The organism is Kitasatospora sp. NPDC001683 (assembly GCF_053596495.1).
Window position 1 is genome coordinate 36539 of sequence record NZ_JBSFGK010000016.1, and the last position, 14309, is coordinate 50847.

At 71.6% G+C, this 14309-nt stretch carries 12 protein-coding genes; 6 read left to right on the forward strand and 6 right to left on the reverse strand.

Annotated features, from left to right (window positions below):
• Nucleotides 1-359 precede the first annotated feature (359 nt).
• From ACWCYO_RS11490 to ACWCYO_RS11500, 3 genes are all read right to left on the reverse strand, one after another.
• Complete coding sequence (locus ACWCYO_RS11490; RefSeq protein WP_449784096.1) at nucleotides 360-752, reverse strand: hypothetical protein; 393 nt, start codon at nucleotides 750-752, stop codon at nucleotides 360-362.
• Nucleotides 753-1266: 514 nt separating this feature from the next.
• A complete protein-coding gene (locus ACWCYO_RS11495; protein WP_449784097.1) occupies nucleotides 1267-4311 on the reverse strand; it encodes an ATP-binding protein in 3045 nt (1014 codons plus the stop codon).
• Entirely contained in the window at nucleotides 4304-4573 is a 270-nt protein-coding gene (locus tag ACWCYO_RS11500) for a hypothetical protein (RefSeq protein WP_270151888.1), read from the reverse strand. The genes ACWCYO_RS11495 and ACWCYO_RS11500 overlap by 8 nt, the downstream gene beginning before the upstream one ends.
• 672 nt (nucleotides 4574-5245) lie before the next feature.
• Between ACWCYO_RS11500 and ACWCYO_RS11505 the strand changes: the two genes are divergently transcribed.
• From ACWCYO_RS11505 to ACWCYO_RS11520, 4 genes are read left to right on the forward strand one after another with little or no spacing between them, the layout of a single operon-like run.
• Nucleotides 5246-5635 carry a hypothetical protein gene (locus ACWCYO_RS11505; protein WP_270151805.1) on the forward strand — a complete coding sequence of 130 codons (390 nt, stop codon included), beginning with the start codon at nucleotides 5246-5248 and terminating at the stop codon, nucleotides 5633-5635.
• The gene (locus ACWCYO_RS11510; RefSeq protein ID WP_270151803.1) at nucleotides 5635-7404 is read left to right on the forward strand and encodes an alpha/beta hydrolase; all 1770 of its coding nucleotides are present in this window, start codon (nucleotides 5635-5637) and stop codon (nucleotides 7402-7404) included. The genes ACWCYO_RS11505 and ACWCYO_RS11510 overlap by 1 nt, the downstream gene beginning before the upstream one ends.
• A complete protein-coding gene (locus ACWCYO_RS11515) occupies nucleotides 7401-8015 on the forward strand; it encodes a hypothetical protein (RefSeq protein WP_270151802.1) in 615 nt (204 codons plus the stop codon). Before ACWCYO_RS11510 ends, ACWCYO_RS11515 begins: the two co-directional genes overlap by 4 nt.
• A 59-nt stretch (nucleotides 8016-8074) precedes the next feature.
• Nucleotides 8075-8554, forward strand: a complete 480-nt coding sequence (locus ACWCYO_RS11520; RefSeq protein WP_449784098.1) for a hypothetical protein — start codon at nucleotides 8075-8077, stop codon at nucleotides 8552-8554.
• A gap of 202 nt (nucleotides 8555-8756) precedes the next feature.
• On the opposite strand, the gene ACWCYO_RS11525 is transcribed toward ACWCYO_RS11520, so the two are convergent.
• The gene (locus tag ACWCYO_RS11525; RefSeq protein WP_270151798.1) at nucleotides 8757-9488 is read right to left on the reverse strand and encodes an SDR family NAD(P)-dependent oxidoreductase; all 732 of its coding nucleotides are present in this window, start codon (nucleotides 9486-9488) and stop codon (nucleotides 8757-8759) included.
• Between the two features lie 95 nt (nucleotides 9489-9583).
• On the opposite strand from ACWCYO_RS11525, the gene ACWCYO_RS11530 reads away from it, so the two are divergent.
• Entirely contained in the window at nucleotides 9584-10435 is an 852-nt protein-coding gene (locus ACWCYO_RS11530; protein ID WP_270151797.1) for a LysR family transcriptional regulator, read from the forward strand.
• A 164-nt stretch (nucleotides 10436-10599) separates the two neighbouring features.
• On the opposite strand, the gene ACWCYO_RS11535 is transcribed toward ACWCYO_RS11530, so the two are convergent.
• Nucleotides 10600-12585, reverse strand: a complete 1986-nt coding sequence (locus tag ACWCYO_RS11535; RefSeq protein ID WP_449784099.1) for a hypothetical protein — start codon at nucleotides 12583-12585, stop codon at nucleotides 10600-10602.
• A 61-nt stretch (nucleotides 12586-12646) separates the two neighbouring features.
• Here ACWCYO_RS11535 and ACWCYO_RS11540 point away from each other — a divergent pair, with 61 nt between their 5' ends.
• Nucleotides 12647-13303 (forward strand): hypothetical protein, encoded by a 657-nt coding sequence (locus ACWCYO_RS11540; protein WP_449784100.1) that lies wholly within the window; start codon nucleotides 12647-12649, stop codon nucleotides 13301-13303.
• 278 nt (nucleotides 13304-13581) lie between these two features.
• On the opposite strand, the gene ACWCYO_RS11545 is transcribed toward ACWCYO_RS11540, so the two are convergent.
• A complete protein-coding gene (locus ACWCYO_RS11545; RefSeq protein WP_270151792.1) occupies nucleotides 13582-14007 on the reverse strand; it encodes a winged helix-turn-helix domain-containing protein in 426 nt (141 codons plus the stop codon).
• Between the last annotated feature and the right edge of the window lie 302 nt (nucleotides 14008-14309).

A 14309-nucleotide genomic window follows, 5' to 3' on the forward strand; every position in this document is an offset into this window, starting at 1 on the left:
GCGACGACGGCCAGGACCCGGCGTCCGACGGAAGCGGTGGAATCGGCGGCCCAAAGGCCCAGCCGACCGGGCTACCGACCCCGTCACCGAACCCGCCGGAAAGCAAGTAGGGATGGTTCCTGGCCGACCGCACGGCGGTGGCCTCCCCGCACCAGCGGGATCAACCGCCTCCTGCGCTGCGGCGGACGAAACCGTCGCCGTGCGGAAGGACCTGCTGGACTTCGCGCCGCCAGGTGCGCTGGTGTATGGCCGACGGCCGCAGCCGTGGAGGCGGCCATCTCCATCTCGCATGAGAGGGATGCGGAAGCGGTCCGCCCATGCCCTGGACGGACCGCTTCGGCGTCATCACGGGGAGGTCCTCACAGGCCGACTTCCGTCGAGCACCGCCGGAACGGGATCGGGGGGAACCAGCCGACGGTGTCGTTTCCGCAGACGTGGATGCTCGTGATCCGCTCGCCGTACTTCACCGCGCTGGCCTGGTTCTTCCCCAGTTGCAGCTCCCGTACCTGGCCGGAGGCGGTCTTCGCGTAGGCGGTGGCTCCGCGGAAGCGGGTGCCGGTGTACATCCATACCCAGCCGTCCGAGCAGTTGTCCACCTGGACCTGGACGTCGTAGAAGCGCAGGGCGCGGGTGCAGCCCGCGGTGGCGGCCGTGCTCGCCGAGGCCGGGGTGGCCGACACGGCGGTCAGCGCGGCCACGGCGAGGCCGAGGGTGGCGGCCGTCTTCGGCAGCTTGCCCGACAGGAACTTCATGCATGACTCCAAGATTTCGTTCCGGCGTTTCTGCTCGCGCAGTGATGCAACTGTTCTCTATGCGGTGCACGTGTGCGTCAGTCATTTGACTGCTGGTTGCACGTACGTATGTCTGCTTCGACGGCTGGTGGTGGCGACCACCACACCCCGGGCCGTGATGGGCGGGATAGTTCGGCGAACAGTCAGATCGGGCGAAGCCGACGGCCGGTCAGTTCGAAGTCGCAGGAGGACCGTCACCTGTGACTCATCGGTACGCGACCCATCACCGACGCCACCGCGGGCCGATTCGGCGAGCTCGACGTCGTCGCCTGGGCCACCGATCTCAGCCATCTGCACCGCTGGAACCCAATAGCTCGTGATACCGGCAACCGCTATTGGCGAGTGCGAGTGCTGTCGCTCCTCGTGAGCATCGAGCACGCTGCGGTCCAGGTGGTTCCCGAAGCACTGACCAGCTACTGCCTACGCCAGCGGGCGAAACCGCTTCGGCACTGAGCTCGGCCAGTGCGCCTGACGGTCAGCCCGTCTCCAGTTGCCGCGCGATCCGGTCTCGTGTCGCTGCCGCTCGCGGGTCGTCGTAGCCGGTCAGGAGGGCGAGTGCGTCCTCCCGGTGCCGTCGCGCCGCTGGCGGGTCGTCGGAGACCAAGGCTGCGGCCAGGGCCTCAAGGGACAGGGCTTCGTGCCAGGGGTCGCCGAGGTCGTGGTGGGCGGCGGCGGCCCGGCGGAGGAGGGCGGCGGCTTCGGCGGGGCGGTCCAGGTGGCGGTAGGCCTCGCCCGCGCCGTGCCAGGCCTGGGCTTCGCGGCTGCGGTCGCCGAGGCGGCGGTGGAGGACGGCGGCGCGCTGGTAGGACTCGAGGGCGTCGGTGTGCTGTCCGTCGGCGCGTTGGGCGTCGCCGAGGGTGAGGAGCCAGAAGCCTTCGAGCCGGTGGTCCCGCAGGCTGAGGGCGATGTCGAGGGCGGCCTGGGCGGCGGCGAGCGCGCCGGCCGGGTCGCCGTCCTCGCGGCGGATGTCGCTCAGCAGGCGCAGGGCATTGCCCTCACCGCGCTGGTTCTTCAGGGCGCGGTGGGCGGTCAGCGCCTCGTCGACGGCGGCCGCGGCCTCGGGCAGGCGGCCGGCGCGGTAGTGAGTGCCGGCGAGGTTGGCGAGGGTGGTGGCCTGCCACTGTGCCTCGTTCTGGAGCCGGAACGCGGCGAATGCCTGCTCGAAGTGGTGTGCGGCGTCGGCGAGTTGTCTGCGATGCAGGTGGACCAGGCCGATCAGGTTGAGGGAGTGCGCCTCGTTGAGCCGGTCACCGAGGCCGCGCCAGAGCGCGAGCGCCGCACGGTGGTGTTCCAGGCTGTCGTCGAGGGCGCTGGTGCGGGTGGACGCCATGCCGAGGTCGGTGAGCAGCAGGGCCCGTGCGCGGTCGTCGCCGAGGTGTTGCGCGGCTGTGAGGCCGGCGCGGCCTGCCGGGGGCCAGTCGGTGCCGGGTGCGGAGGGGGCCTGGGCGTTCCAGAGGACGGCGGCCAGCTGCCATGTGCGTCGGTCCTCGCCCGCGGCGGAGGCGGTGTGGACGGCGTGGAGGAGGTTGGCGCGTTCGCGTTCGGCCCAGTCCACGGCGGCGTTGTAGTCGGCGAAGGCGGCCGGCTGGACTGCGTCCGCCGGCGGGTCGAGCGGCAGACGGGCCTCGGCCGGGCGCAGCCACTGCTGGGCGGCGTCGGCGGTGTGCAGGTACCAGTCGAGGACGCGGTGCAGGGCTGCCTGGCGCTCGGCGGGAGTGTCCTCGCGCTGGGCCTGGTCGGTGGCGTAGGCGCGCAGGAGGTCGTGGAACTGGTAGCGGTCCGGTGCGCTCTGTTCGACGAGGTGGGCGCCGACGAGGGAGTCGAGGAGTTGGCGGGTGCGGTTGGGGGTGAGGCGGGCGAGGGCGGCCGCGGCGTGGAGTCCGAAGTCGGGGCCGGGGTGGAGGCCGAGGAGGCGGAAGAGGCGGGCGACCTGGTCGGGTAGGGCGCGGTAGGACCAGGCGAAGACGGTGCGGACGGCGTCGGAGTCCTCGTCCTCGCCGACGCTGAGGGCGTCCCAGAGTGCGGATTCGTCGCGCAGGTCGGCGATCAGGTCGTCGAGGCCCATGTGGGGCATGCTGGCGGCGCGTTCGGCCGCGATGCGCAGGGCGAGGGGCAGCTGGGCGCAGAGGCGGGCGAGTTCGGTGAGCTGGTCCGGGTCGTCCTGTGGGCGGTGGTCGGCCGTGACGGCGCGCAGCAGGGCGACGGCTTCGGGTTCGGGGAGGGTGCCGAGGGTGAGGCGGCGGGCGCCGTCGCGGACGGCGAGGCCGGACAGGCGGCTGCGGCTGGTGACGAGGACGAGGCTGCCGGCGCTGCCTGGTAGCAGGGGGCGGACCTGGCTCGCGGTGGCTGCGTTGTCGAGGATGACGAGGACGCGGCGGTCGGCGAGGAGGGAGCGGTAGAGGGCGGCGGCCGCGTCGGGGTCGGTGGGGACGGAGGGGGCGGGGACGCCGAGGGAGGTGAGGAAGCGGTGGAGGGCTTCCTGGGCGGTGACGGGGCGTCCGGGGTCGTAGCCGCGGAGGTTGACGTAGAGCTGTCCGTCGGGGAAGCGGTCGCGGGCCCGGTGGGCCCAGTGCAGGGCGAGGGAGGTCTTGCCGGCGCCTGCGGTTCCGGCGATGACGATGACGGCGGCTGGGGGACGGTCTGCGGCTTCGCCGGTGAGGGCGGTGTCCAGTGCGCGGAGTTCGTCGACGCGGTTGACGAAGCCGCGGACGTCGGCGGGCAGCTGGCGGGGCTTCGGGGCGGGGCTGTCGTGGCCGGCTGCGCGGTGGAAATGGATTCCGCCGCTGATGTCCCGTGCCTGGACGAGGTCGTGGGTCGACGACCCGGACACGGCGGAATGCGTGCGTCCGGGGCCGTCGGTGTTCCCATCGTTCCCGTCTGCCACGGTACTCCGATTCTGTGTGGGCGGAGGGAGGTGTGCCACTTCGCTGTCGAAGTAGGTCGGCACGTCCTCGCCGGTGCGGTAGAGATCCTTGATGTAGTCCTCCCAGCGGAGGACGAGATCGGGATCGGTGTAGCGGACCGCGCCGACTGGAACCCCTGTTTCCGAATACAGGACCTGATAGAGCGTGCGGCCGCCGAGAATGACGATTTCCGGCAGCGGACCGAATTCCTCGTCCCCGGAATCGGCGAGTGCCTCGGCGCCGACGATGCGGATCCGCTCGCCGCATTCGGCGCGGATCCGCAGCGAGTGCAGCTCCCACTGCACGTAGGCCGTCAGCGGCTTCTGGACCACTCGGACGCGGTGGAAGAACGACCGGCGCTCCTCGTCCTCCCGCCCCATCTCGAGCAGCGCCGCGCGCCGGCCCTCGAGCAGGCGCAGCGCCTCGGTCCAGTCACCCCTGCGCACCGCTTCCCAGCTGGCACTTCCCTGCTCCTCGAAGTGCTGGCGCCGCTCCAGCTTCCAGGAGTCCCGACCGCGGACCCGCGCGTCCCGCTCGCGGAAGTCGCGCTTGTAGTCCTGCCGGGCGAGGATCTCGCCCCACTCGGACCGCAGCTCGGGGACCCGCCGATCAGGCATCCGCGATGTCCGCTTTCGCCGTGCTCAGCATGAGGCCGGGAATGACGACGAGCCGCTCGCCCGGGCCCAGGACGACACCGTCGGGGAGGCGGCCGCTGTAGTCCTCGGTGAGGTCGCGGCCGATCACGGCGATATCGCCGTTCGAGAGCTGCCAGATGTCCGGGCATTCGTCCCGGCCTTCGGACGTCCCGAGTTCTTTCGCGGATTTCCCCAGACGCTTCTCGAGCGAAGCGGAAGGATCGGCTTCCCATCCACGAGCCATGCCTGCCCCCATTGATATTGCTCCCGGCACGTAGCCGCGGGTTCAGCATCTTACACCTGACGGCAGGTCAGGGGAATATTCAGTACTTTCGCCATGTACTCCTAAATGATCACCATCGCGGCATAACCGGCCTGATTTGCGCCGATATTCGGCCATGGTCGGGGCGCGCGCCGGCAGCGCCGTGAGCGGCGACGGCTGCGCACCCGGGCCCACTGCCGAACACGTACGCCGCGGACGCCTCGTCGAGTGTCCGCACGGGTGGAACCCGGCCGCCACCGCACGGGCTTCCTGCCGGCCACGAGGGCTGCCATGGGAAGCGCAGCGGATCGTCTTGAGGCGGACCCGGCGCGATCGTCGTGCCTGCGGGCATGGCAGGAGCCGTAGACGCGGGCCTTTGGCGCGTTCGCCCCGCACCTGCGGCGGCCGGCCGTACCCCGCGTTCGGGCCGCCCCTGCCCGCGCCTTGGAGTCGGCCGCCCGCTGTCGCACGCCGCCGAGCAGCGCGGTCCTGCTCGTCGGTGGCGGTCCGCGCGGATCGGTCATGATCGCGGTCTGCTACGTTCACCTGTACGAATGACTCGCTTGGACGTGCGGTCATGTGCACCGCAGTGCGGCCACGACAACGCCGATCCATGGGCGGGCGCAGGCCGGCTGACAGGGGGGACCGTAGTCCATGAACGCGTACTCAGGCTCGGACGGGCCGGGAGGGCCCTACGCCGCCCCCTCCGCCGCGCCGCCGCTCGGACCGACGTTCGGGGTCAATCCCGCGGACCTGGACCTGGCGGCCAAGGCCGCCAAGGAAAGCGGTGAGGCGATGCCCGGCGAGCTCAAGGCGATCCATCAGCCCTCCGACACGGCCGTCGCCGCCCTGTCGGGCTGGCAGGTCGGCGCCTCGCTGCACAACTGCACCGCGGCGTGGGAGGACCTGCTGAACAAGCTCGCCTCCGAGATCGACGGGGTCGGCCTGAAGCTGGGTCAGACGGCCACCGACTACCGCAACGCGGACAAGAACAGCGCCACGAATCTGAAGCCGTACGGCCTGTTCCCGCAGGGGACGAGCTGATGGTCACCCTCGCCCAGCTGCGCGACACCGACCTGTCCGGCCTGGCGCCGGCGGCCACCGCCTACGACACCCTCTCCACCAACTTCGGCAAGCATGTGCAGAACATGCAGCACGAGGTCCTCAAGCACGTCTTCAACGCGAACTGGGTCGGCAACGCCGCCGGCGCCGCCAACGCCTCACTGCAGCGCACCAGCAATCGGCTGGACGCCGCGCACACCGAGATGTCGGCGGTCTCCGGGCTCCTGCGCGAGGCCTCCGAGAGCTTCCTGCTGGCGCAGTCCAAGCTGCAGGTGGCGTTGCAGGAGGCCGGGAACCTGGGGCTGACCGTCGCCGATGACGGGACAGTGTCCTGGCCCGCTCCGTCGAAGGCCGAGAAGAACGACCCGGGGTACAACATCCCCGAGCAGGCGAAGGCGCTGGCGAACCGGATATCCGGCGCCGTCACCGAGGCCGGCAACGCCGATCAGAAGATCGCGGGGCTCCTGGACGCCCTGACCGAACGCGCCCGCAACGGCACGGGACTGGAGACGGACAAGGCGGCCGCGGACCTGAAGGCCGTCACTCAGCAGGGCGTCGACCTGATGGCCGCGGGCTTCCCGCCCGCCGGTGCCTCGGCCACCGAGGTCAACTCCTGGTGGAGGGGCCTGACGTCAGCCGAGCAACAGCGGCTCATCGAAACCCATCCCGACCTGCTGGGCATGCGCGACGGCATCCCGGCCGTGGCCCGGGACCGGGCCAACCGGCTGAACCTCGCCAACCTCATCACCAAGTACCAGCAGAAGCCCAACCCGACGGACGACGAGAAGCTGAAGCTCCAAGGCTTCCTCGCGATCAGCACGCGTCTGGAGACGGACAAGAACCAGAAGCCCCCCAGGCTCCTGATCGGGATCAGCGAGGAGGGCCAGGGCCGCGGCATCCTGGCCTTCGGGAACCCGGACACCGCGCAGAACGTCAGCGCGTACGTGCCGGGGCTGGGAACCAAGCTCAGCGACGTCGGCGGCAAGGACGGCGACCGAGCCCTGAACGTGCTGAACGCCGCGCAGAAGGCCGATCCCAACTCCACGTTCGCGTCGATGGTGTGGCTCGGCTACGACCCGCCGCCGGGCCTGGAGAAACTCCAGGACGGCGACACCCGGCCCCTGGAGGTGATGGGCACCGACCGCGCCGCCAAAGGCGGCGCCGCCTACGACAAGTTCATGGCCGGGTTGCGCGCCACCCACGACGGGCCGCCCGCCCACCTCGTCGCCCTCGCCCACAGCTACGGCTCCACCACCGTGGGCCTGGGCGCGCAGATGAGCGGCGGCACCGGCGCAGACGACATCATCCTCGTCGGTTCCCCCGGCACCGGCGCGCAGCGGGCCTCGCAGCTGCACATCGACCCCAGCCACGTGTGGGTGGGCGACGCGGAGAACGACCCGGTCAGCCACCTGCCGTCCAAGGGCCGTGTGGCCAACGACATCCAGGGCGTGCAGCAGGGGGGCATGATCGCCGGTCCGATCGGCAGCGTCGTCAACGGCTACGTCGCCGACAAGATGTACGACTGGTTCGGCCCCGAGAACCAGCTGTGGTTCGGTAAGGACCCGGCCAGCGGGGACTTCGGTGCCAACCGCTTCGCGGTCGCCGACGGGCCGGAACTCTCATTCGACTCCCATTCGAACTACATGACCAACCCCACGGAGAAGGATTCGAAGACCCTGGAATCGGTCAACAACATCGGCCAGATCGTGGCCGGACGGTACGACCAGGTCACAAGGCAGGACCACCGATGAACCAGCGTTCCCGCCCCGCCCTGCGCCTGTCGGCGGCCCTCGCCGTCCTCGCCCTCGGCGCTACCGCCTGCGCCGCCGGTGCCGGGGCGGGCGCCGGCCAGGGCGGGGGGAAGACGCCCGGCCCTCTCATCCCGCCCGCCCAGGCCCTGCAGGAGCTCGACTCCCTGCTGGCGGAGACGACCTCGGGCGTGCAGCCGGCGCTGCGGTACTGGGACGCCTGGCCGCAGGCCACCGTGCAGTACTCCAAAGGCCTCGACGAGCACTCCCTCGGCTACGCCGCGGCCGCCCGCGAGCGCCACGTGATGACCAAGATCGCCCCTGGCAAGTACGACGCCCTGATGGCCGCGGTGCGCGGCACCTGGCAGGCCAAGGGCTACCGGATCGCCACCGGGCCCGCCAACCTGAAGGCCTTGTTCGCCACCACGGCGGAGGGCTACGGCGTCAGCATCACCATCTATCCCGCCGGGAACATCGACATCGGAGCCACCGTCAGCCCCGTCCCGGTACCCGAAGGCCGGGACCTGTTCGGCACCCCCACTCCAGACCCGGTCATGGCCAACGGCAACCCGGACGTCCTGCCCAAGTACGACGACCCGTACTGGTCGGTCTGACCGCCGCGCCCCCGCGGGACCGTTCTCCGTCTCCTCGTTCCGAAAGCCTCCCCATCCCCATGACCCCCGAACAGGCCGTCCACGCACTCGACGCGCTCCTCGACGAGGCGATGTCCGCCATCCGTCCCCCGCTGAGGTACCGGGACGGACGGCCGTGGTCCACCGAACGGACCGCGGGCCCGGACGACCACTCCCTGGGCTACGCCACCGCCACTCGCGACCGGTACGTCATGACCAAGGTCGCCCCGTCCAAGTACGGCGCGCTGCTGGGCATCACCGAACGCGGCTGGCAGGCCCGGGGATACCGGATCACCGCCGTCAACCCTCGCCAGCCGGCCATGTTCGCCTCCACACCCGCCGGATACGACGTGTGCCTGCTCGTCGGCGCCGCCGGCAACATCACCTTCCAAGCCGCCGTCGGCCCCGTTCCCGTCATCCGCGACCGCGACCCGTTCGGCACCCATGCCCCCGAGCCGACCCTGCCCGACGGGCGCCCCGACATCCTTCCCAAGTACGAGGACCCCTTCTGGTCGCACTGAACCACCGCCCGGCGGTGGGCCGGCAGGGGGTCCTCCTTCCGCCTGCGGAGGTCAGCTCTCGCAGGCGGGGCCGCAGCGCCGTCTCGGCGCCCGCTCCTCCCCGCGCCCGTGGGAGGAGGTGAGCCCAGTGTGGAACCAGTAGCGGTGCGGAGCGTTGCCCCAAGCACCCGAGCATCGGCGCGGGTGATGGCCGCCGTGCACTTCACCAGGGCACTACGCCGGCGTCCTCGAAGAACTGGCCCGTCGGGCCGTCGTCGGGCAGGGTCGCGAGTTTGATGGCGATGGCCGCGCCCTGTTCGGGGGTGCGCACGCCCCGGAAGCCGTTGAGGTCCGTCGCGACGTAGCCGGGGCAGCCGGCGTTGATCAGGATGTTCGTGCCGCTCAGCTCCCGGGCGTACTGGACGGTGACGGCATTCAGGAACGTCTTCGACGGCGAGTACGCCACGGCCACTGGACCTGTGGTCAGCTCACCAGCGGTCCCTGACTGCCGGGTGAGGGAGCCGACACTGCTGGACATGTTCACGATCCGCGGTGAGGCGGAGCGGCGCAGCAGCGGCATCATCGCGTTGGTGACGCGGATGACGCCGATGACGTTGGTCTCCACGACCGTGCGGATGGTGGCGGGGTCGACGCGGGTGGGCTCCTGGGGCGTGCCGCCTGTGATGGCGGCGTTGTTGACGAGCACGTCGAGGCGCCCGGCCTGTTCCTCGATCAGCCGTGCGGCGGCTGTCGCGCTCGCGTCGTCGGTCACGTCCAGCGGTACGCCGAACGCGTCGACGCCGGCCGCGCGCAGTCTCTCCACCGCGGCCTTGCGACGCTGATCGTCGCGGGCGCCGACGCCGACGCTCCAGCCGAGGGCGCCCAGGCCTGCGGCGATCTCGTAGCCGATTCCCTTGTTCGCGCCGGTGACCAGCGCAATCGTTCGTTCGCTCATGGGGACCATGCTGCTCTCGGACCCCGGCGGGGGTCCAAGACCGATTGGGTGGGCGACGATACCTTCCAGGTATCGATCCGGAGTACCGTGGCCGGATGGAGACCAGGGAACTGCGCTACTTCGTCGCTGTCGCCGAAGAGTTGCACTTCGGGCGCGCCGCGCAGCGGCTCGGGATCGCACAGCCGCCTCTGTCACGGGCGATCCAGCAGCTCGAACGCCGACTCGGGGCAGCCCTACTGGATCGGACCGGCCGCACCGTCACGCTGACCGAAGCCGGCTCGGTGCTGCTGGCCGAGGGCCGGGCGGCCCTCGACGCGGTCGAAGCGGCCGAGCGCCGGACCCGCCGCGCCGCCCTTTCCTCGACCGGCCGTCCCGGCCTGGTCCTGGTCACGAAGGCCAGCGCGTCCCGCGAACTGCTGGCGAAACTGCTGGACGCCTACGCCGCCGAACCCGGCGCGGTCCCCGTCGACGTCATCCTGTGCGGCCCGGCCGAGCAGGAACGATTTCTGCGCGAGGGCCGGGCCGACGTGGCGCTACTGCACCGGCCGTTCGACTCGACGGCCGGGTTCCACACCGAAGAACTCAGCACGGAGGGCCAGGTCGTGGTCCTGCCGGCCGGGCATCCGCTCACCGTCCGGACCCATGTGCTCATGGCCGACATCACCGGGCTGCCCGGTCTGCCCCTGCCACGCTGGCCCGACCCCGACGGCACCTACCCGCCCGGCCCCGGCCCGCAGGTCCGCGACCACGCGCAGTTGTTGCAGCTCGTCGCGCTCGGCCGTGCCTGCGCGGTCTCACCGGAGTCGTGCCGAGCTCAACTGCACGGTGACCTCGCCGCCGTGCCCGTGCTGGACGCGCCGAAAGTCACCACCGTGATCGCCTGGCCGCCGCACAGTCGGTCCAGAGCCGTCGCCGACCTTGTCCGGACTGCGACCCGTCTCCGGTAGTTCCAAAACGTCTGGCCGGGTTCCACCCCTCGTGTCCCGGCGCATCAGTGTCGGCTGCCGTCTGCCTCGGGCCGCCTCACCCACCCGCCTCAGCGGCAAGACACGTTTCCGTCGGCCTACGCCGGTGTCCAGGACAGGCGGTACGGACGCTTCCGGTGCAACGCTCAGGAGTGGGCCTGGCAGGCGAGGGCCTGTTCGGCCAGTGCGCGAAGCTCCCGGTCATGATCGACCATCAGGTATCCCCCCTCCGCGCCCAGGCGGCGGTCCGACCGTTGGACCGTCAGCAGCGCGGCCCGGATCGCAGGGCTGATCTCGCCCATCCGGATCAGCGCCTGGAGTGCTTCCCGGAAGTTCCCGAAGCCGTCGCCGCCGTCGGCGACCGGCAGCACGAACTCCTCCAGGACCCGCATGGTCGGTTCGACCTGGCCCGTGATCGACCAGAGCGTGGCAGCGGCGTTGAGGCGCGGCCAGTGGGTGCTGTTCTCCATGACGTACCGGACCCGGTCCGCGTACGGGGCCGCCTCGGAACCGAAGTCGGCCAGGGCGCCGATCGGCCCGTACAGGGGTTCCTCCGCCGTCATGACCGCATCGCCGACCAGCCGCAGGACCGCTGCACGGTCCCCACCGATGCGCGTGGCGACCGAGGCCACCAGCGCGTGGTTGCCGGGGTAGTCCAGGACCTCGCAGGTCCGCAGCGCCGGTGCGGCCGAGGCGGCGGCCGGCCCGAGGGCCTGCAGGATGTGGAGAACGTAGACGGAGGTCCAGGTGTCCGCGAGCAGCGGCAGGAGGTCGGGCAGGGCCGGCAGCGCGTCCTCGCCCCATGCCTCCAGCACCGCGAGGAACGGGCGGGTCGCACCGCCCCGGGCCCCGCCCTGCCGGATCGCCTCCCGTATCGCGGGCAGCAGGACGTCCGCGTGGGCCCGCAGCGGGACCAGGACGTCCGTGACCTCCGGGCGCCTCGGGTCGGCCAGGCAGTAGCCGCGGCCCTGCTCCTCCTCCTGCGCGCGGAGCTGTTCGATCAGGCCCGGTAGGGCGCGCGGGTCACCGATCCGGGTCAGGGCCCAGCGGGCGATCTCGCCGACCGTTCCGTCGAGGTAGTCGTCGGCCCCGTCGTCGTCGAGCAGTTCGGCGAGCCGGTCCGCGTACTCGGCCGCGGCCGGGCCCAGCACCGCGAGGATGTTCGCGGCTCGAAGCCGTACGGCGGCGTCCGGACTGGTCAGCAGAGCGCCCGCCGACGGCAGCAGGGCCGCTTCCACGGAACGCCGTTCGGTCAGGAGCCGCCACGCCACGTCCAGCGCCTCCCGGCACAGTGCGGCGTCCCCGATGCGGTCCGCCGTCTCGACCAGGCGGACGGCGAAGCGGAGTTCGGCGTCGGGGTCGTGCGCGAGAAGCCACGCCGTCGAGCGGACCAGGTCCTCGCGGGTCCAGGGCCCCTCGACGGCCGGAGTGAACCAGACCTCCTCGAACCGTGGCCGCAGCGCGGGATCGGAGAAGACCTCGATCAGCCGGTCCATCCGGCGGACCGGGAGGTCCCGGTCGAGTTCCGCCCCAGCGTGCACGGCCGCGACCCACAGCACCGGGTCGTCCCCCTCCAGCACCTGCGCGAGGAGCGCCCGCGCGTCGTCGACGACGCCTCCGGTCCCGCCCGTCCCGCCCGTCCCGCCCGTCCCGCCCGTCCCAGCCTCCCCGGCTGCCGCCTCGCCGAGGGCGAGCAGGAGCGGGAGGCGTACCGCCGGGTCCGTCTCCACCCGCCACCGTTCCAGTAGCCGCTGGACCCCGCCCGCCAGGGGTATCGCCGCCCGCCGCACCGCCGGCGCCGGATCGGCCAGCAGCACGCACGCTCCCGTCCAGTCCTCGTCGGCCAGGGCCGGCGCGTGCAGGGCCACCAGCAGCTCGACGAGGGGCACCCGCGCGCCCATGGCCGGGTCGGTGGCGAGCGCGACCACGAACGGCAACGCGACCGCCGCCGCGGACGGGGTCTCTCCCTCCCTCGTGACCAAGGAGTACAGCGGGTAGCAGTCCTCCTCCGTCGCCTCCGCACCCGCGAGAGCGAGCTGACGCAACGTCCGCGGTATCACCTCGACCGGGTCCGTCGGGTGCCCCGTCTCGAGCCCCTCCCACACCACGGCGTCCAGCGCTTCCAGCGACATTCCCGCCATCGTCACCCCGTTCACCAGCCATCGTCCTGCTCACCGCCAGCCGCCATCGTCCATGAAACACGCCGCCGTGTCGCATGGAATTCGCTCGTCCTCCGATGCGGGGTACCTCACCCTGTGCGGCCGCGCCCTGCCGGCGACCTTCCTGACAGCCGCCCACATCAAGAAACGCGCCGTCTGCACCGACGACGAGAAACGCGACTTCGCGAACATCGCCATGCTCGCCTGCAGCCTCGGCTGCGACAGCCTCTACGAACGCGGCTACATCACCGTCACCGACACCGGCCGCATCCAGGTCAGCCCCCTCGCCCACACCATGCCCAGCGTCCACGAACACATCCAGCAGCACCTCACCGATCGCACCGTGCTGGTGGACCCAGGAACGCGAGCCCCACTTCCACTGGCACCGCACCCACACCTTCAAACCCGACCCGCCCACGTAACGGCCCACGCGGCCTGCCGGAACACCTCCCAGCGCAAGCAGATGGCGGCCAGACAACCCGCCTGGAGGCCAGCGTCCGCCCACCACCCACCTTGCCGGGCGGCATGGCACCATGGGGCCCGTTCCTTGACACCACAACAGCTCGCCAAATCCGCCATCTCGCCGGCGATCCAGCACGGCCAAGAAACAGCAAAGGCCGCGCTACGCCGCAGGTCGGAAAGCCTCCTCCCCGCACCCGCGGGGGTCAGCCGGACCCTTACACCGCCATGACGGACGCCATCCCGCCTCCGCCCGCTGCCCGGCACGCCGGCCGCGACGCCCTGGCCGGACTGCTGGTCCGGCACGCTTCGCCGAGGCGATGCGCGGTCCTCCCCGGTGTGGCGGCGCAGCGGGAGGAGGAGCGGCGCCTGCGGACGGACCGGCAGGGGCGCATGAAGGCCGTGGACGACGGGGGTGCGCGGAGACGCCGCCGTTTTGACCGTCGCCTCGGTGATCTTGTCCAGAACAAGGATTCGTGAACAGAGCCACCCCAGGGCGACGGTGTCGGACTACGTGCGGCCGAGCAGTGCGAGTCCGGCGACGGTGGGCGTATGGAGGGCGGTGTTGTGGTGGCGGAGTGCGGTGATCAGGCTGGTCTCGCGCAGCACGGTGGCGTGCTGGCTGGCGCTGGAGGGGCCGATTGCCAGGGCTGTGGCGATCTCGCCGGTCGTGCAGCCGGGGCGTTGGACGATGACGCGCAGCCCGGCGGCGCGGGTGCGGCCCAGCAGCGCGATCAGTGGTGCCGGTGTGCCGTCGGCCGCGGTCGGGGTCGTGAGGGTCAGGGGGGTGAGCGTCTCGTCGCGGCGGGCGGGGTGGGTCAGGATGGGCTGGGGTTCGGCGTCCGTGTTCACCGCAGGTGCCTGGGTGGCGAACACGGAGGGCACGAGCAGCAGGCCCCGGCCACCGAGGTGGACGTCGCCCTCCAGTCCTGGCATCAGGTCGACCTCGAGTACGGGTGCCCGCCACCGGATGCGCGGCGGGTAGAGCCCCTACAGCAGCCGCTCGACGCCGCTGTGCAGGAGCTCATGGGAGTGGTCGGCCGCGACCTGGGCGGTGACCTGGGCCAGTACGGGGCCGGGACGATCGCGTGGACCTGGCGGAGGGCGTAGACGAGTTGCCGTAGCACCTCGAGACTGTCGCTCAGCCGGGCATGCGCTGCCGCTCGGCGATCTCGGCCAGGGACGCCCGCAGCCGTGCGGTCGGCGTGGCGGCACAGCAGGCCAGTACGCCCCAGCGC